The sequence below is a fragment of the Microbulbifer maximicatervae (SeqCode) genome (genome assembly GCF_052467615.1).
This window is the reverse complement of sequence record NZ_CP174319.1, coordinates 3,069,737-3,092,428: the sequence shown is the minus strand read 5'-3', so window position 1 is coordinate 3,092,428 and position 22,692 is coordinate 3,069,737. Positions and strand designations below refer to the sequence as shown.

Sequence of the window (22,692 nt, the reverse complement as noted above, 5' to 3'; positions counted from 1 at the left end):
CGTGAACCCATCAAGAATAGTCCGCCTGACTCCCGGCGCTGGAGAAGGCATCACCATGGAGCCAAAATGGCGTTAAAAGCAACAATATTTAAGGCCAAAGTCCAGATATCCGATATGGACAGGGATTATTACGCCGAACATCCGCTCACTTTGGCGCGACATCCTTCGGAAACAGATGAGCGTATGATGGTGCGCCTACTGGCTTTTGCGCACAATGCGGCGGAAACGCTGGAGTTTACCCGGGGATTGTCCTCCGATGAGGAAGCGGATCTCTGGCAAAAAAACCTGAGCGGGGAAATCGATCTCTGGATTGAAGTGGGGCTTCCCACTGAGGAACGAATTCGCAAAGCCTGCAACCGCTCGAAGCGCGTTATCGTATACAGTTACGGGCGCCGTGCAGCACCAATCTGGTGGCAGAAACAGGCCAGCCAATTGGAGCGCTTTGATAACCTTACCGTCTACCATTTAGCCGCTGATGCCACTGAGCAATTGGCGGCTATGGCTGAGCGCAATATGGACCTGAGTGCAACCATTCAGGATGGTCATATCTGGCTCGCTGATAGTGACAACAACGCGGAGATTACTCCGCAAACCTGGAAATAGGAGCAGACAACTTAATGCCTTCTTTTGACATTGTATCTGAAGTGGATAAGCACCAACTCACCAACGCTGTGGATCAGGTGAATCGCACTATTACCAACCGCTTCGACTTTAAAGGTGTGGATGCGGAAGTGGAGATGAGTGAGTTCTCCCTGGTAGTTCGCGCTGAAGTGGACATGCAGGTAGACCAGATGGTGGATATGCTGCGCGGCGCACTGATCAAATGCGATATCGATCCACTGGCGATGGATGTAGGTGATAAAGAGCAATCCGGCAAGCAGGTCAAATTGGACGTGACCCTGAAAAATGGCCTTGACAAAGAACTGTCAAAAAAGATTGTTAAGCTGATCAAAGATGAAAAGCTCAAGGTGCAGGCTGCCATTCAGGGTGAGCAGGTGCGTGTTACTGGCAAGAAGCGCGATGACTTGCAGCAGGTGATCGCCTTGTTACGCGGTAAAGAGCTGGAACAGCCATTGCAGTTTAATAACTTCCGCGATTAATTGGTTTTGCAGTGATCAAGCGTACTCTCTTCAGTGTTCTATCCGTGCTGTTGTCGCCACTGGCGATAGCCGCAGAAATTACCCCGGCTAGGTTGCTGGCCAGCTATTGGGTTGATAGTAGTGCAGGCCTGGATATTTCCGGCTTAAGTTTTTGTTCTGGAGATCTGCTGGCAGTCTCCGATAAGAATTCTGAAGAGATCTACACGCTTGAACTTCGCGATGGCAGTGCCGACCTGGTATCACATCTTCGCTTAAGCGGCCTTGGGATACCGGAGCAGGATGAGCCTGTCAGCGCTTGGGAAGGCTTCAAGGAGTTGTTCCGCCCGGCAGAAGATCTGGACTTTGAAGGTGTTACCTGTAGCGATGGCCAGGTCTATCTGGTCAGTGAGCATTACAACCGTATTGCCATCGTAGATATCGAGGGAAATGCACGCTGGCAGGAGCATAGCTGGTCGGCATTAGCCAGGTCCCAGGGGTTTCTACAGAAGACCAATGCTTCCAGCGAGGGGTTGGTGAAAGCCGACGATACTTTCTGGATAGCCATGGAGCGCGAACCCCGTGGTTTGTTGAGGCTTAATGCAGATGGCGAGGCCAGCACACTGACTCTGCCTCAAGTAGATGGCCTGGACTTTGCTGGCCGTTCAGAGGACTTGGCGGGATTGGATTACCACGACGGCGCACTCTTTACTTTGGAGCGCAACGCCCACGCCGTGTGCCGAAGGGCACTTCCTAGCCTGGAAGCCGAGTGGTGCCTGGATTATCGCGCCCTTGAAGAATCTCCCGAGCGGGTTTATGAAGAAACCCGCTATGGAAAGGGCGAGGGGCTGGCAGTCGGAGAGCAGGGTATTTTCGTTATCCTCGACAACAATAATGTTGGCCGTGCTCAGGCGCCTGACGACAAGCGCGCGCTGCTGTTGCATCTGGCAATGCCAGATGAGGCCAGTAGGCTGCAATAATTGACTCTGTCTGGCGCCGTACTTTCCGGGAGTCGGCGCTAATCCCATCCCTTTAGTTCTTTCCCGTTCAACAAGTCCCTCCATTTTTAAAATATCTTCTAGTCACTAGCGCTAAAATTGTTTAGAGCAATTGGGGTAACTATGCTGTGTACCAATAGCTATTGGGGCCTTACAGCTTGGTAGTGTCTGTTGGCCGCAGGGAATCTCCCGGTTCTTAAATCACTTTGGCGATAAATTGGAAGGATCGTGATTAAGCGTATTTTTTTAACTATCGTATGTGCGCTCTTGTCATCCTTGGGGCTGGCAGCTGAAATTATTCCCGCCAAAAAAATAGCTCATTACTGGGTGGATGATAGTGCCGGGTTAAGCATATCTGGATTGAGTTTTTGCGATGGAAAAATGGTTACGGTGTCGGATAAGCAATCCAGGGAGATCTACCAGATAGTATTGGGAGATAGGAGTGCAACCTTGGAGCCTTATATCAAGCTGGCTGGGCTCCGGGTTCCGAAAAAAGATAGGCCTACTAATTTATGGTATTTTTTACTTGAACTTACTCGCCCAGCTGCAGCGATGGATTTTGAAGCCATCACCTGTGCCGATGATAAATTCTATTTGTTGAGTGAACGTTACAACCGCATAGCCGAAATAAATATGGAGGGAAAGGGGCATTGGTTAGAAAATATGTGGTCGGCCACGGCTAAAGCCCAAGGCTATATGCACGGGTACAATCTCTCCGGTGTAGGGCTACAGAAGGTGGGCGATGACTTTTGGATGGCTATAGAGCGGGATCCCCGTGCCCTGGTAAAACTCGGCCCCAAGGGAAGTGTACAGATTTTTACACCGCCGCCAGTAAAAGGGCTGGATTTTCGTGATGAGTCGGAAAATATGGCAGGCCTCTATTACTATGATGGGGCTTTGTGGACCCTGGAACCTAATGCCTATGCAGTTTGCCGCAGGGAATTACCCAGCTTGAAAGCTGAGTGGTGTCTGGATTACTGGGAACATGAAAACTCCTCTGAACTCGGCTACGAGGTATCGCGGACCGGCGGCAAAGGGGATGGTTTGGCTATTGGAGAGCAGGGCGTTTTTATCGTGTTTGATAATGATAATATCAGCCGTATTCACGACCCTCAGGATCGCAGAGCACTTTTCCTACATTTGGCCTTGCCCGAAAAAACGGACTAAATTACAAGAAAAATTGCCTTTATAAAAATTAAAACTCCTCAATTATTTTTTGTAGCTAGAGGGAGATAATGTGATTAAGTTATTTTTCATTGTAATTATGCTTGCACTTCTTCCCACTAAGGGAATTGCTGCGGATATATTTCCCGCCAAGAGTATAGCAAGCTATTGGATAGATAACAGTTCAGGGGTGGGCCTTTCTGGTTTAACTTTTTGTGACCAGTTAATAACGATATCTCCTAAAGAATCAGAAAGAATATATAGAATCAATTTATATGATCAGGGCGCGACATTAGAAAGTCATCTGAACTTTAGTAGTTTACCTCCTCCCAGGAGAGGAGAAACCAACAACGTTTCTCACTTCGTTATGGATCTCCTTCGACCCAAGTCTGCAATGCGCTTTGGTGGGGTTTGCTGCAGAGATAATGGTACTTTTGTGTTAAGCGAGCGTTATCATCGAGTGGCACATGTTGAAGAGGGTGGTAGGTCAACCTGGTTACATGATAAGTGGTCAGCCGTGTTAAGACACATGGGTTATCACCTAAAATACAATAATGGTGGAGAGGGGATTGTAGAGGTTGGAAACAGCTTATGGATTGCGATGGAGCGGGAGCCTAGAGGCCTATTAAAAATAGGGACTAATGGAGAGTTTCAAGTTTTTTCACTGCCCTCCGTTGCTGAATTGGATTTTCGAGGACATCCTGAAAATTTAAGGGGGCTTGATTATCATGACGGCGCTCTTTTTACTCTTGAAAGCAACGCACATGCGGTATGTAGGAGAGCTCTTCCGAGCTTGCAAGCTGAATGGTGCTTGGTTTACCGTGAGATTGAAGAATCCCCAGAGCACGCCTATGAAGTGTCACGGTTGGGGGGGATGGGGTCTGGAGTTGCTGTAAATAACCAGGGGGTATTTGTGGTTTTCAATAACAATAATATCAGTCGTGCCCGTGATCCCCTGGATCGCCGCGCGCGGTTGTTACATTTGGCTTTCCCCGACGGTAAACAATAGGGACATATAGTAGGTGGTAGTTGAGAAGTTACCGGCACTGCTGGAGGAAATACGGGCTTGTCGCCTCTGTGAAGAACAGCTTCCTCTAGGGCCGAATCCAGTCTTGAGGGCTGCAGCGTCTGCACGCCTATTGATCGTCGGCCAAGCCCCGGGCACCAAGGTCCACGCGACCAGTATTCCCTGGAATGATCCCTCAGGAGATCGCTTGCGAGATTGGCTGGCGATTGATAGGAACACCTTTTACGACGAGTCCCAGATTGCCATTATTCCCATGGGCTTCTGTTACCCTGGGCGCGGCAAGGGCGGTGACTTGCCGCCGCGACCAGAGTGTGCCGCCACCTGGCACCAGCGCCTAATGGCACAACTACCCAACTTGCAACTGTCGCTGTTGGTGGGACAATACGCCCAGCGCCATTACCTCCCGCACTGGTATGGCAGTATTACCGAGAATGTTCGACATTACCGTGATGCACTGCCAGCGGGATACTTTCCCTTGCCGCATCCAAGCCCGCGCAACACCCTGTGGTTGCGTCGCAGGCCCTGGTTTGAGGAGGAAGTTGTGCCCGAGTTACAACACTATGTTAAAAAGATATTGAAGGTTTAAGAATGCCGGTTCCGGACAAAATAAAGATCCACCCCTCTTGGTACGATGTTTTGGGCGGGGAGTTTGACCAACCCTATATGACCCAATTGCGTCAGTTTTTAAAGGGGGAGAAGGCTGCCGGCAAGAAGATCTACCCAGCCGGTGGCCAGATCTTTAATGCCTTTAACTCCACACCTTTTGATCAGGTAAAAGTCGTTATCCTGGGTCAGGACCCATACCATGGCGTTGGCCAAGCCCATGGACTGTGCTTTTCTGTGATGCCCGGAGTACGCATTCCCCCATCGCTGCAAAATATTTATAAAGAGTTGCACTCCGATATGGGTATTCCCCCTGCACACCACGGTTGCCTGCAACCATGGGCAGAGCAGGGCGTGCTTTTGCTAAATGCCACCCTTACTGTTGAGGACAGCAAGGCCGGCGCCCACCAAGGGCAGGGTTGGGAGCAATTTACGGATGCGGCGATTCATAAGCTAGCGGAACAGCGTGAAGGGTTAGTCTTTGTTCTTTGGGGGAGCTATGCGCAAAAGAAGGGAGGCTTTATCGACCGCAATAAGCATTTAGTGTTGCGTGCTCCACACCCCTCCCCTCTATCTGCGCACCGGGGTTTCTTTGGAACCCGTCCTTTTTCCCAGGCAAATCACTGGTTGCAACAGCGTGGAGAAAAGCCTATTGAGTGGGCTTTGCCAGAGGCGGGTCAATTGAAGCGGATTGCGGTAGAACTTTAGAAATTTCGGTACATACCTTTTGTCCAGGAGGCCTCTGCATCGCCACAGCCAGTGCTAAAGATCGCTGTGCGGTCGTCGTGGAGGTTTTTTTATTTTAGGTCAAGGGTACAGTCCATACTATCTTGGGTAGTCGAGAGCTTGGGAGTCGTTCTTTAATGGTTTTAACTACCGCCAGCAAGGGTGTTTGACTTTCGGTTCCTTGTCCAGATCTACCCTCAATATACTCTCCACAGAGATGAATGCTATCTAATTTAATGAAGATCAATAGCTCATATTAGTGGTCCTACCCACCCCCATCGACTCCATACGCCAGTCTCCGTTACTGAAGATGCCCAGCGAGTCCAACAACTTCATACAAGAAATCTTTATTACCTGGCAAATGAACAGCCCGCAAGGAATCAATTGCTAAGGCGTGGTGTTGTTTGAGAAATGAACAGTGTCTGACCTGTCTTATTTGAGTGTATTGAAGTGCAGGTCTTAACTTACATACTCTTTAAGTGATGGCAAGCGAGCCTCTTTTTAGGCTGTATTTTATCACACGTTATCACAAACACCTTCCACAATTAACCTGCTGTATTTATATACAGCTTTTGGCGCTAAGTAAATGCGATAGTTGAGGCGATATATGGGTGCATAAATTATTGCAGAAAGAGAGTTTATTATCTCCGCGTATTTAAAATTATTTCTCTACCTTGGGGGAGTGTCATCCCATATTGGGCGAGGATTTTTTGGCGATTAAATATGCATTCCGTTTTTTCTACTGAATTTTGTGTTTTTAGTTTTTTGGTTGACTTTTGTTCTGCAATAAGCTGCATCGTAGAGATCTTTGTGAGTGCTTGTTGGATAGTAAACTAAATTTCAGTTTGTTTTTGCGGTAGCTTGTATTGAGGTCTTTGTCACAAAAATACTGTATATTTAACCAGTTGGTACGCTTTGCTATCAATTTCAGTTTTCTTTCTGTTTACTGGGTCCACATTTTCTCCTACTCTCGCTCTTCCCATTTTCAGGATGGGTAAACAGGAACGTTGTATTGGAGAGTAAATATGGAAATTGTAATCGACAGGGAAAGTTGTCTCTCTAGTCTTTCTGTTATTGCAAGATTTCATCAGCTCGCGGCTAACCCTGAAAAACTTTATCGAGAGTTTCCGCTGGAGAATCTGGCCGCTCACGAAGTTTTAAGGGCCGCTGCCTTTCTCGGACTTAAAGCAAAAAAACAGCGGTGCTCACGTGCAAAGCTAGAAAGTCTGCCGTTGCCCGCAATATTGCTCGATTCTACTGGAGCCTGCACGATTCTGGCGGGCATTCGGGATGGTAAGGTACTGTTACAAAAGGCTGGGCAAAAAAGTCCAGTTGTGCTGCCGGTTGAAGAGCTACCGATTGGAGAGTCTGGGTTATTATCGGTTTTTTTGTTTCGTAAGAAAGGAATTTTGTCGTCTGTAGAGCGAAGGTTTGATATTTCGTGGTTTATACCTTCAATTCTTAAGTATAAGAAATTGCTAGGGCAGGTATTGCTTGCTTCCTTTTTTATTCAGTTGTTTGCGCTGATTACCCCGTTATTTTTTCAGGTTATTGTAGATAAGGTGCTTGTTCACCAAGGATTAACCACTCTCGATGTGCTAGCGTTTGGTTTCCTAATGGTCTGCGTGTTCGACGTGATTTTAAATGGGTTGAGAACCTATCTATTTAGTCATACTTCTAATCGGATAGATGTGGTGTTAGGGGCTCGCCTTTTTAGTCACCTACTGCGTCTACCAATTGCTTACTTTCAGAGCCGTCGAGTAGGGGATACGGTAGCCCGAGTGAGAGAGTTGGATTCCATTCGCCAGTTTATCACTGGATCAGCATTGACACTTTGTGTCGATCTGTTTTTTACATTGGTCTTTTTTGCCGTAATGTTTCTCTACAGCCCAACACTAACGTGGATCGTGCTGGGCTCTCTGCCGCTATATGTATTGTTGTCAATCGTTATCACTCCAATTTTGAGGAGTCGATTACAAGAAAAATTTAAGTTGGGCGCAGAGAATCAATCTTTTCTTGTTGAAGCTTGTAATGGGGTTGAAACCTTAAAAAGTATGGCGGTTGAGCCGCAAATGCAGCGGCGTTGGGAGGAGCAGTTGGCCGGCTATGTCAATGCTTCATTTAGGGCTTTGAATCTAGGTAATGTCGCTAGTCAATGTGCCAGTTTGATTAATAAATTAGTTACGGTGGGAGTTTTGTGGGTGGGTGCTCACTTGGTGATCTCTGGTGATCTGAGTGTAGGTATGTTAATCGCTTTCAATATGATTGCAGGTCGGGTTAGTCAGCCAATTTTGAAATTAGTACAGCTGTGGCAGGACTTCCAGCAAGCGGGCATCTCTATTAAGCGACTGGGGGATATTCTCAATTCTCCAACAGAGGCAGGGCATGATCCCAACCGAACTACTCTACCGACAATTCGAGGTGAGATACGCTTTGAGCATGTGAAATTCCGCTATGGCCCTGAACGCCCGCTGGTTATTGATGGTATCCAGTTATCCATAAGACCCGGGGAGGTTGTAGGTATTGTCGGTAAGTCCGGTTCAGGGAAAAGTACTTTAACCAAGTTAGTTCAGCGTCTTTATGTGCCTGAAGGGGGTCGCGTTCTTGTGGATGGTGTTGATCTGGCGTTGGTGGACCCGGCATGGTTGAGGCAAAAAGTGGGGGTGGTATTGCAGGAGAGCTTCCTGCTCAATCGAACGGTTCGGGATAATATTGCGCTGGCAGACCCCGGTGCCCCTATGGAAAAAGTGGTGGCTGTCGCAAAGCAGGCTGGTGCTTACGATTTTATTCTTGAGCTGCCGGAGGGATTCGATACGGTGGTAGGAGAGCAGGGCAGCTCCCTGTCCGGTGGTCAAAAGCAGCGAATTGCCATAGCGCGGGCGCTGATGGCGGACCCGAGGATACTGATCTTTGATGAGGCGACCAGCGCTTTGGACTATGAATCAGAGGCTATAGTGCAGGCGAATATGCGCCAGATTTGCCGGGGTCGCACAGTGCTGATTATTGCCCATCGCCTATCCGCAGTAAGGGATGCAAATCGTATTGTTGTTATGGAGAAGGGAAGGGTTGTAGAGCAGGGCAGCCCCAAGCAGTTAATACAGAAAAAAGGGCATTTCGCCCGCCTTAATGCCATGCAGTCTAATTTGCGGGAGGTGGTATGAAGCGTTTTCTATCCCCGTTGAATTTTAATCGCTGGATAAACCGGCGTGACTCGGTGCTGGAGTTTGTGCCCGCTGCACTGGAGGTGGAGCGATCGCCACCAAATCCATTGGGGTTGTGGCTTATTAACACCATTTGCCTGTTTTTTACGATAGCCATTCTTTGGGCTATTTTTGGCAAGATTGATATCGTCGCCGTGGCTGAGGGCAATTTGATTCCCGATGGAAAGGTGAAAACGATTCAAGCAAAAGAGCTATCGGTAGTCCGCGAGATTCATGTGGAAGAGGGGAGTCAAGTAGATGCTGGAGATCCGTTAATCACATTGGATGCTACTAATGCAGCTGCGGATCAGGATAGATTGGAGAATGAATTAACTGTCTCCCGCGCTCGCCTGGAAAGGGAGCGGGTGTTCAGTGCACTTTTACCCGCGTTGCGGGACGGGCGAGCGAGCACAATAGATGAAGCCTTAATTTTGCTAAAGGCGCAGTTAGCAGCGACGGGGGTAGAGGAGCAGTTTCATTTTCAGCGAACTCTATTGAGGGGATACCTCTCTGATCACCTTGCTGAGGTTAGGTTAATTGACCAGCAGATCACATCAAAGCAACAAGAGCTCAGGATGTCGCGTACCTTGGTCAGAAAGGCTGAAAAGAAACTGCCTATTCTAACTGAGCGCACTGACTCCCTACGCCAGTTACTTGACCGACAAATGGTGGCTCGTGATCGATACCTGGAATTGGAGCAGCAGCGTATTGATGCAGAAGAAGAGTTGGCGCTTGAAAGGGAAAGAATAGGTCAATATCAATCCCAGCTAGAAGAGCTTAATTTGCAAGCTTCCGCTTTACTTAGTAACGCTCTTTACCAGAGTTACTCGCAGCAAGAGGAGTTAGAGCGCAATATCGCGGCACAAACCAAGGAGCTGGAAAAGGCCAGGTTGCGCAGGGATCAGCAAGTAATTCGAGCGCCCATAGCTGGAACTGTACAAGAACTTACTATTCATACGAAGGATGCGGTTCTAGAATCTGCGCAAGCCCTGATGCAGATAGTACCTAGGGGCAGTAACTTACAGGTTCAGGCATGGATATTGAATAAAGATATTGGTTTTGTCGAAGAGGGGCATCCGGTAACGGTGAAAGTATCTACATATAATTTTACCAAGTATGGCACTGTATCTGGAGTCGTTGCCAATATCTCAAAGGACGCAGTAATGGATGAAGAGCGGGGATATCGTTATCTTTGTGATATCGAATTGGATGCTCAAGAATTAAAACAGTCTAATGATGCATCCCTCTTCTTGCGTGCGGGTATGCATGTTGTGGCTGAGGTGAAAACGGGCAGAAGAAATATTTATGAATACTTTACTAAGCCTGTTCGGGAGTCTTTTGACAGTAGTTTTGTTGAGAGGTGATTGCATATTTGCTTTTGTTTTAAGGGTGATAGTTTATGAGGGTTAAGCATCGTATCCTCCTTGGTGTTGGTTTTTATTTTCACTCCTGTCGCATTTATTTTTCTGGGGGGTGCTTGGGTCTGAATTGAATAAATGTTTTTGGGGTTTTCAGGTTCGTCTTCCGTGCATAAAAAAACCGATAAGGTTTGTGAGGTTGTGAATATATCCCGAATTGATATTCCTGCATCTAAATTAAGATATGACGACTCAATTAAGATTTCATATGTGGAGCATGTTAAGGATGATGATTTTTTCTATGTTGATATAAGTCACAATGAGATAAAGGGTGGAGCTCCAAGGCTTATGCATCATAACCTAAAAATTGTAAGGGTATCCGATAGAAAAATTCTTGGAGAGTTTAGTTTATATGCAAGAATTGGTCAGACTTTTCCAGAGGTTGGTCATGTAAATTCTACTTCGTGTGAGGGTGGAGCTGAAGCTTCTGCTAAATTCATGCAAACTGTAGTTAATGTGAAGGATTAGTTAAAGTATTGTAAGAGTCGCTCCAGAAGGTCTATGAGCAAAAGAGTGTTTTCTCTGTCTTAAGTATATATTTATTGCTGTTGCCAATTTAATTTTATCATTTTGTTTGGTTGTGGGGTGGTGAGTTCATTCTGGTGAGGGTTGCCATCATTGGCAACGGTTAAATATATAAAAGCTGCCAAGTAGTTTTAGGTGGAAGTTTGAGGGAATATAAATATCGACAAGCTATGTTGGTCATTTATATCTGTAATTATTTTTACAGCTGGTGGAAGCTGTTGTCCAGTTGACTTTCCTCTTGGGCTAAGGCATAGAAAATATTGATAAGCGACTTATGATTTGTTTGGGGTTAAAAGGGGGCTGATTCATATTTCAAATTGGCCTTTCAGTTTGATTGAATTCTGTTGCATGGATAAACAAGCTATACGGTTTCTTATCGTTTATCTTTTTGTGTTGTGATCTTGAATTTCAATGTTTAAGTTCGGTAAATATTTTAATTCATCATTTCCTTTTGGGTGGCGTGTGTTTGGCTAATGTCTTCATTGGTTCTGGGTTTCATATTTTTGTTTTTAGGGTTGTGAATCTTTTATGTGAGCAATATATCGCTAATAAAGATCGGTTTTTAATTGAAAAAGAGGAGTGTTTTATGGTGGAGGTCTAAAGGTCAATTAGCCTGAATGCAAGGTAATTCAAAAGGGTGATAAAGATATGCTTGGTGTCTACGTGTCGCTTCTAAACGTTGGGCAGGCCTTTCTTATGCCTTTTGGAAAACCTCTCGCTTACTTGTGTTTTGATAGCGTGGGTAAGGAGAGTAGCTTTCTATAAACGATTTAAATTATTAAGGAATGATAAAAAATGATCGAAAGTTCTTTTGAAAAATCAGAGCTTGCTTTAAAAGTTAGCGCTACATTAGAAACAGATTCTGTGTCCGATCAGGTTGGGGGTAATTTGAATGCCCTTATTAGTAATGGCGGAAGTTCTGTGTTTAATGATGCTAATAACCAATCCAGTCAGTTTGCCTTAAGTGAAGTGGGGGCGGAAGAAACTATTTCTGGATCTGAGGCTGATGACACCCTTGGTGGTGGGCAAGGAGATGATGTTTTAATGGGATATGGGGGCAATGATACCCTGATAGGCCAAGAGGGAGCGGATACCCTCATTGGCGGTGAAGGGGATGATCGCTATATCTATTACCCCGGCGATGGCCAGGATGTAATCGATAATACCGGCGGCGGTGAAGAATGGCTCTTCTTTAATGGTGGGATTGGGCGAGATCGCTTAAGTTTCCAGCGCGACGGTGATGACCTAGTGATTTTGGTTGACGAGGATGCAGAGCAGTCTGTCCGTGTAGTGAACCACTTCTTGGGCGGTGATTATGCGATTGATTATATCCAGCCCAATGGAGATGACCCATTAAATCAGGAGTTCGCATTCACTGAGAGTGAAATTAACCAGATTGTTGCTGCGGGTAGTAGTGACTTTGATGCGGTTATCGAAGGTACGTCAAATGATGAGCAGCTGGCGGGTACATCAGGTAATGATCAAGTCAATGGTCTTGAGGGCAATGATACTTTATTTGGTATGGCCGGCGACGATGAGTTACTCGGCGGAGAAGGTAACGATTTCCTAATAGGGGGAAATGGTATGAATAGTAACTCTAGCGATGATACCCTTTACGGCGAAGAGGGCAATGACATTCTATCCGGTGAGGATGGTAATGACCTGCTTGTCGGTGGTGTTGGAGACGATCATTACTACTACGGCGCTAATGATGGTGTGGACGCTATCGACAACACGGGTGGTGGTACTGACTGGATCATACTCAATGATGGTATTTCCAGAGATCAGCTCAGCTTCCATCAGGATGGTGATGATTTAGTTATCCTGGTTGACTCTGATTTGAACCAACAAATTCGTGTGCTGAATCATTTTCAGGGGGGAGACCAAGCCATTAGTTACGTTCAGCCGAACGATGGTGGTTATGCGATTGCGGCGACCGAGATCCCTGCTTTACTGGCGTCACTGCCCGGTTCCGATAATGGTGGCGAGGAAGGCCCGGAAGATGACTTTGACGCGGTAGTAGAAGGTACAGATGCAGGTGAGCAACTGATAGGGACATCTGGTAATGATCAGCTGCAAGGCCTTGCCGGCGATGATGTGTTATTTGGTATGTCCGGTGATGATGAACTACTGGGCGGTGCAGATAATGATTATCTGAGCGGCGGAAATGGCGGAAATAGCGGATCCGGCAACGACACCCTGTATGGTGAGGATGGCGATGACATCTTGTCTGGTGAGGATGGCGATGACTTGCTGATTGGTGGCCTGGGTAACGATCAATACTACTACGGTGCCAATGGTGGGGTGGATACGATTGATAATACCGGCGGCGGTACCGACTGGATTCTCCTTACTGATGGTATTACTAGGGAGCAGCTCAGCTTCCATCAAGATGGCAATGACTTAATTATTCTGGTCGACTCTGATTTGGAACAGCAGATTCGGGTTCTCGGACATTTTGAAGGTGGTGACAAAGCAATTAGCTATGTGCAGCCGGATGATGGCGATTTCGCTATTGCGGCAGCGACAATTTCTGGTTTGCTTGAATCCCTCCCAGGTACAGATAACGGTGAAGAGCCTGAAGAGGATTTCGACAGTGTTGTTGAGGGCACAAGTAGCGGTGAGCAGTTGGCAGGGACCTCTGGCAACGACCAAATAAAAGGCCTTGAGGGGGATGATACTCTGTTCGGTATGTCTGGCGATGATGAACTGCTCGGTGGCGCTGACAATGATTTCCTAGTCGGGGGTAACGGCACCAACAGTAATTCCGGCAATGATGCGCTTTACGGTGGAGACGGCGATGATATTCTATCCGGTGAGGATGGTGATGATTTGCTGGTCGGAGGCCTTGGCGATGATCATTATTATTATGGTTCAAATGGCGGTATCGATACCATCGATAATACGGGCGGCGGAACGGATTGGATTCTGCTCACTGACGGAATTGGCAGAGGCCAGCTCAGCTTCCATCAGGATGGTGATGATCTTGTTATTCTTGTCGATGCGGATCTAAATCAGCAGCTGCGGGTTCAAGGGCACTTCTTGGGTGGAGATAACGCAATCAGTTTTGTTCAGCCCAATGATGGCGGCTATGCAATACCGGCCGCAAACTTCCCCGGGCTTCTTGAGGCACTTCCAACTTCGGACACTACTGCTAGCAGTAACTTTATTGCTAGTGCTTTGGCTGAGCCAGGTCAGGAAGAGATAGTTGAATATGATGGGTTTGAGGTTGGAGTTAGTGAAAGCTCTGTTCTGACTACTAACTCAGCGCTTCAAGTGGATATGGCGGATAGTTTGGTCAGTGCGATGGCTGCTTTCGGGGGTGAACCTATGGGTGAATCTCAGTTTGCTAGCGGTCCTCGGGAGGACGTAGAAATGGTTATTGCCAGTAGCTTCCAGGCAGCTTGACTCTAAAATTGGCGGCCCTTGTGGTCGCCTTTTCTACTTCTATCTCGGGTTGGTGGAGTTTGATGGCTGTGATAGATATATAATAATCCTTTCCCCTATCTGTTTGGTGCCTGGTGATTGCTTTCAATGATGCTCCTTAAATGTCCATCACCTAAAGGCGTATAACAACTATTTGTCTGTCAATTGTCAGTGGCTGTATGTGTTAGTTATCTGCTTAGGCATTGTTTTGTGACGGGGGGCTTTAGGGGTTTGAAACGCCATCAGAGCTATTATCTATTTGGAGCTCTTTTGAAGTTATTTATCTGTCAGATAAAGTATCACTTGTGAAATCTAAGGTGGAATTGCTATGAAAATGATGACCTGCAAGGAGTTAGGAGGCGCCTGCGATGTGGAGTTTCGTGGGGATAACTTTGAAGAGGTGGCGGAGCTTAGCAAGATGCACGGAATCGAGATGTATCGAAAAAATGATGCACAGCACTTGCAAGCTATGAAAAAAATGCAGGATTTGATGAAAGATCCAGAATCAATGCAGAAGTGGTATGAGTCAAAGAAGGCGGAATTTTCAGCTCTCCCGGATTGTAAATAGAAAAATTAGTATTTTATGGGTGGAGATTGATTTGGCCTAATAAGCTTGGTGGCTAAAGTTTGATTAATAATATATGGATTGAGTAATTCGAAAAGGGTTTCCACTTGGGTGGTATATATTGCTTGGCTAATAATCCTATCTATTTAAGATTGGCGACCCTTCACAGGGTGCCTCTTTTTGGTTTCAACGGCCTTCCAAAGAGGTCGCATTAATAGCCGGGCAAACGCAAAGCCGACAAAAAACAAGTTACAGATATAGGCTAAAAAATAAGGGCCAAACTCTCTTTCGAAAAATATGCCAGTAGCGTTGAGGGTGCTGACGATAACTACCGATGAAGCGATACTGAAAAGCCCATAGTAGGTAACTTTCATTACAATAGACACAAATTTGAAGTGTCTTTTTTTCCACAGATAGACAATAAAGCCTGTGGTGGCTATTCCCATCAAGGAGCTGCTTGTAGACCAAACATAGCCAGCATCGATACGGAAGTTCAAAAGTGCCAAAGAAAAGGCGGCGAGCAGTGCGCTGAATAGGCTGATATAGACAATCATGGCCAGGGACACCACATGACCCCTAGAGATACTCTCTATTCTCCTTGACTGAAAAGTGGCAACCATTGCCGCAAATCCTGCCAGCACTATGGATATTTCAATAATGACAAGCAATTGATCGATTTGTACCGACAGTTTTTCCATCTTCCGCTATTGTCCCAAGCAGAAAGTTTAAATAGGAAAGTTGATAACAGTATATGAGTGAAATGGAGAGCTGGTAAGTTGTTTCCCGTCTCACAATTAGCTTTATTTTAACCCGCTTGCTATATGGTTAATAATTGTTGTTAGGTGTAGGTGTCCAATGGTTGACGCCACACTTTTAGCTGAAAATCAGCCGGACGCCGCCGTTTTCTCCTTGTCGGTTCGGCCTAGTTCATTTTCTTTAACAGCTACCCATAATGGGCGCATAAGCAGTCTTGAAAATGCATAACCGACGACAAATAGGTTGCAAACAAAGGATAAAAAATACGGTCCATACTCCCTGTTGAAAACGATCCCTAGCGCATTCATGATATTGATAATAACGACTGAGCCGGCAATGCCGAAAAGAAGGAAATAGGTAACCTTGGCAACAATTGAAACAGATTTGAGTCGTTTCTTTATCCATAGGTAGCCGATAGAAAACGACGTAGCCACACTCATGGCAAAACTGCTTACTGACCACAGGGTGCGATCAGCGAGATCAAAATTGGATAGAGTCAGGGTGAAGGCAGCCAGTAATGCGTTGATCAAACTGATATAAATAATCATCGCGAGGGATACAATTCTTCCTTTGCCAAGATTTCTGCCTTTTCTGGGTTGGAGCGTGCCAACTATTGCAGCAAAGCCTGCCAGAATAATACAGCATTCAAGAACGACAATTAGTTGGTCTAACTCCTTCAATATTGCCTCCCTCTACTGCTTTATTTAGCTGAAATTTTGAAGCCCAGGGAAATATCCATAAATATAGTAGCGGTAGTAAGCTGCGTTTTGAGTGGTGCAAATCTTTTTACTTTTCAGAGGTTTTTTCTGGTTGTTAAATCATAAACAAAAAAGGCGACTAAAAAGCCGCCTTTTTGATTAAAAGTAATTTTCCTGTTTAGGCTAGCGGATCGGCGTCTGCATCGTAGGGGAGTTCCTCGATATCCAAAGTGCGGCCATCTTTCAGGTGTAAGGATTCACCTGCGGCCACTTTGGCGATGGTGAGTACGGCGAGTAGCTGAACGCCTTCTTTGCTATGGCAGGCTTCCACCAGATTGCCAACGCTTTGCTTTCCATCTCCAAAGATCTCCATGCCCGATTCAGGGAGATCCCCCGAAGCGCAGCTGGCCCGGTAAAGGCGACGTTTGGCGGCGCCGCGGAATTGCATACGGGCAATTACTTCCTGGCCGGTATAGCAGCCTTTTTTAAAGCTCACGCCACCGAGCAGGTGCAGGTTGGTCATCTGCGGGATAAACATCTCTGTAGTGGCGGCGTCCACCTGGGGGATGCCGGCTTCAATTTGGCGCATTTGCCAGCAGTCATAGCCGGTAGCTTCACACTCTGGTGATAGCTTTTGCCACAGTTGCTGGACCTTGCTGGTGGGTACCAGGATGGCTAGCTGCAGGTCGGTAATACATTGGGCAATGCAGCGCTCTCCTTCGAAGTCAAATAGCTTCACCTCGCCGACAGAGGGTTGCTCGAAGCCCAGCAGTTTGGAGGTGCGCTCTGCCACATCGCGCCCCTGCAGGCCTAACCAGTGGGTTTCATCACTGATGTCGTGCAGCTCTGTTTTGAAAAAGACGGCGTACTTGGCTAGCGCTTGCTGGGCGATGGGGGCCAAATTCTTTGGCAGCCGGAAGATGAACTCACTTTGCGAAAGTTTCAGTGCACTAAAAGCACTGATCATACGCCCCTTGGGGTTGCAGTGAGCGCCCAGGGTGCTGTGTTCATCGGGAAGGTTGATCAAGTCACAGGTGAGCTGCCCCTGTAAGAACTTCTGGCTGTCGGGTCCGGTAATGGAAATAGCTCCGATTGGGCCCAGGTCCAGCAGGTGCAAACTCTGAGGGTCTTCGCGACTGGTGAGAGGGAAGTGAGCTTTGCTGCCCTCCCAAATGGCGCCCTCGTTGCTGAGAAAATCCTGCCACTGTTGCTGATCCATAATCCTGCCACCTGCATTTGTATTCGGGGCTTTATTTGGGGGTCCTTCGCGCCCTTTTCAAGTTTGGTGGAGCAGGGGGTATACTGCGCTTTTTATCTGGTTGGAAAGAAGTATGGATCGCAACCGCCTGTTTTGGGCCAGTCGCCGTGGCATGTTGGAATTGGATCTGGTTTTGCTGCCGTTTCTGGATAATGTTTACGAGACCCTGGAGCCAGAGGATCAGCAGCGCTATATCCGCCTGCTTGATGAGCAGGATCAGGATCTGTTCGCCTGGTTCTTGCGTCGAGAAGATCCGGCTGACCCGGACTTGAAGCGTATAGTACAGATCATCCGTGACAACACCGGACTCCAGGAATAGCTCGACACCCCCGCTTTATGAGCGCAGCGCCCGCTTAAGTTGCGTCGTTGCGCCTTCCTTTCTTTTGCATTTGCTCCTTTTGCTGATCACCTTCCTGGCGATCTTACTACTCTGGTTGTGTAACCTGCCTTTAGTGTTATCAGGGCTGGCGAGCCTTTTTGTTGTGGTTTACGCCGGGATAGAGTGGCGCCGGGTGAAAACTGTGAGCGGCCATTTATCGACCCGTGAGCGAAGGTGGTTTTGGCACCCTGATGGCGCAGATCGTCGCGAATTCCAGTTTGTAAATGAGCTGGTGTTGTGGTCTTGGTTGGTGGTGATTAATGGTCGGGACAGGGCTGGGCGCCGGCTCCGTTTGGTGTTGGCCAAGGATATGCTGGCGCCGCAGGATTGGCGCAGGCTACAAGTGGCACTGCGCTATTCCCGCTAGTTAGCTGGGTTGCCGTGGCGGGCCCAGCTGGCTAAAAATTGGTCGGTTAAATAAATTGGCGTTGGCCGGCAAAGTTCTCTGGCACCAAAATCGTGTCCATAGCAAGTTCACGCAGTTGGGGGTAGTCGAGGGAGTAGTGCAGCCCCCGGCTCTCGCGGCGATCCAGGGCCGAACGAATAATCAATTCCGATACCAGGGAGAGATTGCGCAGTTCAACCAGATCGCTGCTGATGCGGTAATTGGCGTAGAACTCGCGAATTTCTTTCTGCAGCAACGTTACTCGGTGTTGTGCGCGCAAGAGTCGCTTGCGGGTGCGCACAATGCCCACGTAGTCCCACATAAACCGGCGCAGCTCATCCCAGTTATGGGAAATCACTACATCTTCATCGGAATCAGTGACGCGCGATGCATCCCAGTCAGGAGATGGGCGGGGCGCCTGTACCATACCCAGGTGCTCATCGATATGCAGGGCTGCTGAGCGAGCGTAAACCAGACACTCTAACAGCGAGTTGCTGGCAAGGCGGTTGGCGCCGTGTAAGCCGGTAAATGTCGTTTCGCCGATGGCGTAGAGCTGGTCCAGATCTGTGCGCCCATGGCGATCGACCATAATGCCTCCACAGGTATAGTGAGCTGCAGGCACCACTGGAATAGGCTCTCGGGTGATATTAATGCCATATCGAAGGCAATTGTTATAAACCGTTGGGAAGTGATCGCGGACAAACTGTGGATCTTTGTGGGAGATGTCCAGATAGAGGCAATCTGCCCCCAGCCGCTTCATCTCGTGGTCGATAGCGCGGGCGACGATATCCCGTGGCGCCAACTCTCCTCGCTTGTCGAAGCGGTCCATAAACCGGCTGCCGTCGGGAAGCTTGAGTACAGCGCCTTCACCGCGCAAAGCCTCTGTCACCAGCAGGGCTTTGGCCTTGGGATGGTAAAGGCAAGTGGGGTGAAATTGATTGAACTCCATATTGGCCACGCGGCACCCGGCGCGCCAAGCCATTGCGATTCCATCGCCGCTGGCACCGTCCGGGTTACTGGTATAAAGGTAGGCCTTGCTGGCCCCCCCGGTGGCCAGGACGACGGCTTTAGCCTGGATCAGCTCGACCTCATCGTTGCTCTTGTTGAGTACATAGGCGCCGGCACAGCGAAATCGGCCTTTATCTGGATCCGGCTGGCGGATTAGATCGATGGCAACGTGGTGTTCGAAACAGTCGATATTGGGGCTGTTTAGCACCTTGGTGATCAGGGTGCTGTGTACCGCTTGGCCGGTGGCATCGGCGCTATGAATAATGCGCCTGTGACTGTGCCCCCCCTCTTTGGTGAGGTGGTAACCCTGTTCCTCGCGGGTGAAGTCCACACCCTGATCGATTAACCAGCTGATCGCGGCAGTGCTCTCCTCTACGGTAAAGCGCACTGAAGCGGGGTGGCAGAGTCCTGCACCCGCGTCTAATGTGTCTGCAATATGCGACTCAACCGAATCCATCTCATCCAACACTGCAGCGATGCCTCCCTGGGCGAACCAGGTGGAGCCATCTTGCAATCTCTGTTTGGAGAGCAGGGCCACGCGATACTGGGAGGCGAGATGCAGGGCCAGTGTAAGGCCTGCTGCACCGCTTCCAATTACGAGAACGTCGTAGTTTGCCTGGGCATTCATAGATTTCAATTATGTTTAAGGGTCGCGTAGTATAGCGCCTCCTGATTATTCGTCGATTTGACGTGGAACTTATGTCCTATTGTCATTGTCATCAACACAGTAAAAGAAACGCCTGCGCCGGTGGCCCCGCAGTCAAATTTTGTGGCGCCCGCAGTGTGGCTGGATATGGGAGTTGGGGATGACAGCGCATCAGGCGTCAACGAGTGACCGTGAGCTGGTAGAACGGGTACAAAAAGGGGACAAACGCGCTTTTGACCTTCTTGTACTTAAGTACCAGCACAAAATTGTTGCTGTAGTGAGTCGGTTCATTAAGGACCACAGTGAAGTACAGGATGTAACCCAAGAAGCTTTTATTAAGGCTTATCGTGCTCTTGCCAATTTTCGCGGCGAGAGTGCTTTTTACACCTGGATGTATCGGATTGCGATCAATACCGCCAAGAATCACCTGGTTTCCCGCAGTCGTCGGCCGCCATCTTCCGATGTTGAACTGGAAGATGCTGAGTTTTACTCGGGTGCTGACCTGCTGCGTGACAACGAGACACCTGAAAGTCAGATGTTTCGCGACCAGCTGGAAGCGGCGGTGCATCGCGCTATTCGCGCACTGCCAGAGGATCTGCGCTCAGCGGTAACGCTGAGAGAGCTTGAGGGACTGAGCTACGAGGAAATCGCTGAGGTTATGGGATGCCCGGTGGGAACTGTGCGCTCTAGAATATTTCGCGCACGGGAGGCGATAGACCGGACAGTCCAGGCCGTGATGGCCGGCGAGCCGGAAACACTGGGTGACAGGGGTTAAAATTGCGGAAAATTTTCCCAGTCGGGGAAACCAACCGCTCAGACTCCGGTCATAACATGTAACCAAATATGGTGCTTGTGGGCACCGAATAAATGATTGCACAAGAGGGTTAACCCCTATGTCCCACGGGAATCATCAGGAACGTCTTAACGAGTCGCTCTCGGCGCTCATGGATGGCGAAGTCAGCGAACTGGAGCTGCAACGGCTTCTGAAGGCCAGCGCGGCCTCTGAAGAGTTCGGTGAGCGCTGGTCGCGTTACCAACTTGCGGCGAGTGTTATGCGCCGCGAACAGGTCGCGCCGGTCGACATCGGCCTTGCAGCGAGTATTTCTGCCGCCATCGATGAGGAAGAGCCTCTGTCGCAAAACGGCAATGGGGGATCTGCGGTTACTGGCAATTTGGTCAACAATCGCTGGTGGCGTCCGCTCTCCCGTGGTGCTGTTGCTGCGACGGTGGCTTTTGCTGCCATTTTGGGTGTGCAGCAAATGACAGATTCTCCGCAGAACACCATCCAGGGGGGGAGCCAGCCAGTAGCATCGGTTGAGCGTGAAGCCCAACCAGTGGTTCAGTCTGCTCCGCAGCCTTCCGGTTTTTATGTGCCCGCTCCCTCTACGCGCTCTGTGAGCACTGCGGCTCCCCGCTTTGTACCCGAGCAGCGCACAGGTGTTGTGGGGCAGGCTGTAATACAGCAGGCACCAACCCCCGAGTTGATGCGCCACCTGAATCGCGTAATGATTCAGCACTCAGAACAAGCCGCTCATGTGGGCAGTCAGGGCATGGTGCCTTTTGCTCGCGCCACTTACGGCGAACAAGTTGGAATGTAGTGTGACGAAAGTCGAAACCAGGGGGCGCCGAATCCTCAGTGGGATTCTCAAGGCCAACGGTCTACTGTTGGCCTCCTCGTTATTGGCACCCATGTCATTTGCCCAGGTTGACGCTGGCGTAGAGCCCAGTGCCCCCACCACTATCAATCTCGATATGAGTACTGCTCCCGCAGCAGCCCCGGCTGTTGTGGAAGTTGCTATGACGGACGGGGGCTCGGGAGAGGTGGAAAGTCCCGCTGCGGTACCGGCCGTTCCAGCAACTGCAACTCCAGAAAGTGCTGTTGGCGGCGTGCCGGCGCAAGAGGCGGTGACATCTGGCGTAGTTAACCTCAACCCTGCAGCGCAGAGCGGCATGGTAAGCCCGGGTGTGGTGAGTAATAACGAGGTTGAGCATTGGCTAGCCAAGTTGGCAAAGGCAGTAACTGAGCTTGAATACAGTGGTCTGGTGACCTTTGAGCATGCGGGCCTCCTGGAGACTTTGCAGGTTGTTCACGCGGTTCGAGAAGGTGAGCAGGTAGAGCGCGTGCGCTACCTCAGTGGTGAGCCTAGAGAGTTGATCAGCCACGGCAGTGCCGGAAATTGCGATGTCAGTGCTTCGCCAAGAAATCGTGCTACAGCATGGAGCTCGGCGGGCCAACAACAGGCTCAGCGCGCCTACCAATTTATCTTGCGGGGTGAGGAGCGAATCGCGGATCGCGATGCTGTTGTGATTGAGGCGCGACCGAGGGATCGCTATCGCCTGGGCTTGGTAGTGAGTCTCGATAAACAGACTGGGCTGCCGTTGAAGACCATGCTGGTTAGCACTCAGGGCCGCGTACTGGAGCGTTACCAGTTTGTACAACTGGATCTCTCCCCTGTAGAGGATGCCGCACTACAGGCGGTCTCGAATAATGCCCGGCGCATCGACAATCGGAATGAGTGTACGGCTTCACAGAGCCGCTGGCAGGTGGGCTGGTTGCCCGATGGTTTCCGGGTAGTGTCCGTCAAGCCCTTATCTGATGGCGATATGATGGTGTTTAGCGACGGGCTGGGAGTGTTCTCTGTATTTGTCCAGCGCCTCGGTCCAGAACTTGAGGGTTTTAAAGGCCGCGCAATCCGCGGAGCCACAACAGCCTATATGGACCGGTTGGAAATTGAAGGTGTTGCTTACACTGTAACAGTGGTGGGTGAAATCCCCGAAACTACAGCGCGCCGTGTTGCCAGCTCAATTACCGCAAAGAGCTAAGTGAGCATATA

At 48.9% G+C, this 22,692-nt stretch carries 21 protein-coding genes; 17 read left to right on the top strand and 4 right to left on the bottom strand.

Annotation, left to right across the window (positions count from 1 at the left end; genetic code table 11):
- The first annotated feature begins 66 nt into the window (after positions 1-66).
- The 12 genes from ACJJIM_RS13625 (at position 67) to ACJJIM_RS13570 (ending at position 14,731) form a co-directional block, all read left to right on the top strand.
- Positions 67-603: a YaeQ family protein gene (locus ACJJIM_RS13625; protein ID WP_444911223.1), complete on the top strand. Its 537-nt coding sequence runs from the start codon at positions 67-69 to the stop codon at positions 601-603.
- Positions 604-617: 14 nt separating this feature from the next.
- The gene (locus tag ACJJIM_RS13620; protein WP_108733959.1) at positions 618-1,100 is read left to right on the top strand and encodes a YajQ family cyclic di-GMP-binding protein; all 483 of its coding nucleotides are present in this window, start codon (positions 618-620) and stop codon (positions 1,098-1,100) included.
- Between the two features lie 11 nt (positions 1,101-1,111).
- Entirely contained in the window at positions 1,112-2,056 is a 945-nt protein-coding gene (locus ACJJIM_RS13615) for an SdiA-regulated domain-containing protein (RefSeq protein ID WP_444911222.1), read from the top strand.
- 246 nt (positions 2,057-2,302) lie between these two features.
- Entirely contained in the window at positions 2,303-3,241 is a 939-nt protein-coding gene (locus tag ACJJIM_RS13610) for a hypothetical protein (protein ID WP_444911221.1), read from the top strand.
- Positions 3,242-3,311: 70 nt separating this feature from the next.
- Entirely contained in the window at positions 3,312-4,247 is a 936-nt protein-coding gene (locus ACJJIM_RS13605; protein ID WP_444911220.1) for a hypothetical protein, read from the top strand.
- 13 nt (positions 4,248-4,260) lie between these two features.
- A complete protein-coding gene (locus ACJJIM_RS13600) occupies positions 4,261-4,851 on the top strand; it encodes a uracil-DNA glycosylase family protein (RefSeq protein ID WP_444911219.1) in 591 nt (196 codons plus the stop codon).
- Between the two features lie 2 nt (positions 4,852-4,853).
- A complete protein-coding gene (gene ung / locus ACJJIM_RS13595) occupies positions 4,854-5,576 on the top strand; it encodes a uracil-DNA glycosylase (RefSeq protein WP_444911218.1) in 723 nt (240 codons plus the stop codon).
- A 1,043-nt stretch (positions 5,577-6,619) separates the two neighbouring features.
- Positions 6,620-8,755: a type I secretion system permease/ATPase gene (locus tag ACJJIM_RS13590; protein ID WP_444911217.1), complete on the top strand. Its 2,136-nt coding sequence runs from the start codon at positions 6,620-6,622 to the stop codon at positions 8,753-8,755.
- Positions 8,752-10,158, top strand: a complete 1,407-nt coding sequence (locus tag ACJJIM_RS13585) for an HlyD family type I secretion periplasmic adaptor subunit (protein WP_413662761.1) — start codon at positions 8,752-8,754, stop codon at positions 10,156-10,158. Before ACJJIM_RS13590 ends, ACJJIM_RS13585 begins: the two co-directional genes overlap by 4 nt.
- Before the next feature lie 162 nt (positions 10,159-10,320).
- Positions 10,321-10,680, top strand: a complete 360-nt coding sequence (locus ACJJIM_RS13580) for a hypothetical protein (RefSeq protein ID WP_444911216.1) — start codon at positions 10,321-10,323, stop codon at positions 10,678-10,680.
- An 852-nt stretch (positions 10,681-11,532) separates the two neighbouring features.
- Positions 11,533-14,145: a calcium-binding protein gene (locus tag ACJJIM_RS13575; RefSeq protein WP_444911215.1), complete on the top strand. Its 2,613-nt coding sequence runs from the start codon at positions 11,533-11,535 to the stop codon at positions 14,143-14,145.
- Between the two features lie 346 nt (positions 14,146-14,491).
- Entirely contained in the window at positions 14,492-14,731 is a 240-nt protein-coding gene (locus ACJJIM_RS13570) for a DUF1059 domain-containing protein (RefSeq protein WP_444893218.1), read from the top strand.
- 143 nt (positions 14,732-14,874) lie between these two features.
- On the opposite strand, the gene ACJJIM_RS13565 is transcribed toward ACJJIM_RS13570, so the two are convergent.
- The 3 genes from ACJJIM_RS13565 to ygfZ form a co-directional block, all read right to left on the bottom strand.
- Positions 14,875-15,426, bottom strand: coding sequence for a hypothetical protein (locus ACJJIM_RS13565; protein WP_413662757.1), 552 nt, complete (start codon positions 15,424-15,426; stop codon positions 14,875-14,877).
- 186 nt (positions 15,427-15,612) lie between these two features.
- Complete coding sequence (locus tag ACJJIM_RS13560; RefSeq protein WP_282931950.1) at positions 15,613-16,164, bottom strand: hypothetical protein; 552 nt, start codon at positions 16,162-16,164, stop codon at positions 15,613-15,615.
- A gap of 196 nt (positions 16,165-16,360) precedes the next feature.
- Positions 16,361-17,401 (bottom strand): CAF17-like 4Fe-4S cluster assembly/insertion protein YgfZ, encoded by a 1,041-nt coding sequence (gene ygfZ / locus ACJJIM_RS13555; RefSeq protein ID WP_444911214.1) that lies wholly within the window; start codon positions 17,399-17,401, stop codon positions 16,361-16,363.
- 112 nt (positions 17,402-17,513) lie between these two features.
- Between ygfZ and ACJJIM_RS13550 the strand changes: the two genes are divergently transcribed.
- Both ACJJIM_RS13550 and ACJJIM_RS13545 read left to right on the top strand, forming a co-directional pair.
- The gene (locus ACJJIM_RS13550) at positions 17,514-17,759 is read left to right on the top strand and encodes an FAD assembly factor SdhE (protein ID WP_282931952.1); all 246 of its coding nucleotides are present in this window, start codon (positions 17,514-17,516) and stop codon (positions 17,757-17,759) included.
- A complete protein-coding gene (locus tag ACJJIM_RS13545; protein WP_444911213.1) occupies positions 17,734-18,186 on the top strand; it encodes a protein YgfX in 453 nt (150 codons plus the stop codon). The genes ACJJIM_RS13550 and ACJJIM_RS13545 overlap by 26 nt, the downstream gene beginning before the upstream one ends.
- 46 nt (positions 18,187-18,232) lie before the next feature.
- On the opposite strand, the gene nadB is transcribed toward ACJJIM_RS13545, so the two are convergent.
- On the bottom strand, positions 18,233-19,840 hold the full coding sequence (nadB, locus tag ACJJIM_RS13540) for an L-aspartate oxidase (RefSeq protein ID WP_444911212.1): 1,608 nt from the start codon (positions 19,838-19,840) through the stop codon (positions 18,233-18,235).
- A gap of 178 nt (positions 19,841-20,018) precedes the next feature.
- On the opposite strand from nadB, the gene rpoE reads away from it, so the two are divergent.
- The 3 genes from rpoE to ACJJIM_RS13525 all read left to right on the top strand — a co-directional run bounded on the left by rpoE (position 20,019) and on the right by ACJJIM_RS13525 (position 22,681).
- Positions 20,019-20,633 carry an RNA polymerase sigma factor RpoE gene (gene rpoE / locus ACJJIM_RS13535; protein WP_282931954.1) on the top strand — a complete coding sequence of 205 codons (615 nt, stop codon included), beginning with the start codon at positions 20,019-20,021 and terminating at the stop codon, positions 20,631-20,633.
- Between the two features lie 118 nt (positions 20,634-20,751).
- On the top strand, positions 20,752-21,456 hold the full coding sequence (locus tag ACJJIM_RS13530; protein WP_413662752.1) for a sigma-E factor negative regulatory protein: 705 nt from the start codon (positions 20,752-20,754) through the stop codon (positions 21,454-21,456).
- A 1-nt stretch (position 21,457) separates the two neighbouring features.
- Positions 21,458-22,681 carry a MucB/RseB C-terminal domain-containing protein gene (locus tag ACJJIM_RS13525; protein ID WP_444911211.1) on the top strand — a complete coding sequence of 408 codons (1,224 nt, stop codon included), beginning with the start codon at positions 21,458-21,460 and terminating at the stop codon, positions 22,679-22,681.
- Positions 22,682-22,692: the final 11 nt, after the last annotated feature.

What these genes read in the sequence shown, in the direction of transcription:
- ACJJIM_RS13625 (WP_444911223.1), top strand. Translation starts at nt 67, where the DNA reads ATGGCGTTAAAAGCAACAATATTTAAGGCCAAAGTCCAGATATCCGAT.
- ACJJIM_RS13620 (WP_108733959.1), top strand. Translation starts at nt 618, where the DNA reads ATGCCTTCTTTTGACATTGTATCTGAAGTGGATAAGCACCAACTCACC.
- ung (WP_444911218.1), top strand. Translation starts at nt 4,854, where the DNA reads ATGCCGGTTCCGGACAAAATAAAGATCCACCCCTCTTGGTACGATGTT.
- ACJJIM_RS13590 (WP_444911217.1), top strand. Translation starts at nt 6,620, where the DNA reads ATGGAAATTGTAATCGACAGGGAAAGTTGTCTCTCTAGTCTTTCTGTT.
- ACJJIM_RS13585 (WP_413662761.1), top strand. Translation starts at nt 8,752, where the DNA reads ATGAAGCGTTTTCTATCCCCGTTGAATTTTAATCGCTGGATAAACCGG.
- ACJJIM_RS13575 (WP_444911215.1), top strand. Translation starts at nt 11,533, where the DNA reads ATGATCGAAAGTTCTTTTGAAAAATCAGAGCTTGCTTTAAAAGTTAGC.
- ACJJIM_RS13570 (WP_444893218.1), top strand. Translation starts at nt 14,492, where the DNA reads ATGAAAATGATGACCTGCAAGGAGTTAGGAGGCGCCTGCGATGTGGAG.
- ACJJIM_RS13565 (WP_413662757.1), bottom strand. Translation starts at nt 15,426, where the DNA reads ATGGAAAAACTGTCGGTACAAATCGATCAATTGCTTGTCATTATTGAA.
- ygfZ (WP_444911214.1), bottom strand. Translation starts at nt 17,401, where the DNA reads ATGGATCAGCAACAGTGGCAGGATTTTCTCAGCAACGAGGGCGCCATT.
- ACJJIM_RS13550 (WP_282931952.1), top strand. Translation starts at nt 17,514, where the DNA reads ATGGATCGCAACCGCCTGTTTTGGGCCAGTCGCCGTGGCATGTTGGAA.
- nadB (WP_444911212.1), bottom strand. Translation starts at nt 19,840, where the DNA reads ATGAATGCCCAGGCAAACTACGACGTTCTCGTAATTGGAAGCGGTGCA.
- rpoE (WP_282931954.1), top strand. Translation starts at nt 20,019, where the DNA reads ATGACAGCGCATCAGGCGTCAACGAGTGACCGTGAGCTGGTAGAACGG.
- ACJJIM_RS13530 (WP_413662752.1), top strand. Translation starts at nt 20,752, where the DNA reads ATGTCCCACGGGAATCATCAGGAACGTCTTAACGAGTCGCTCTCGGCG.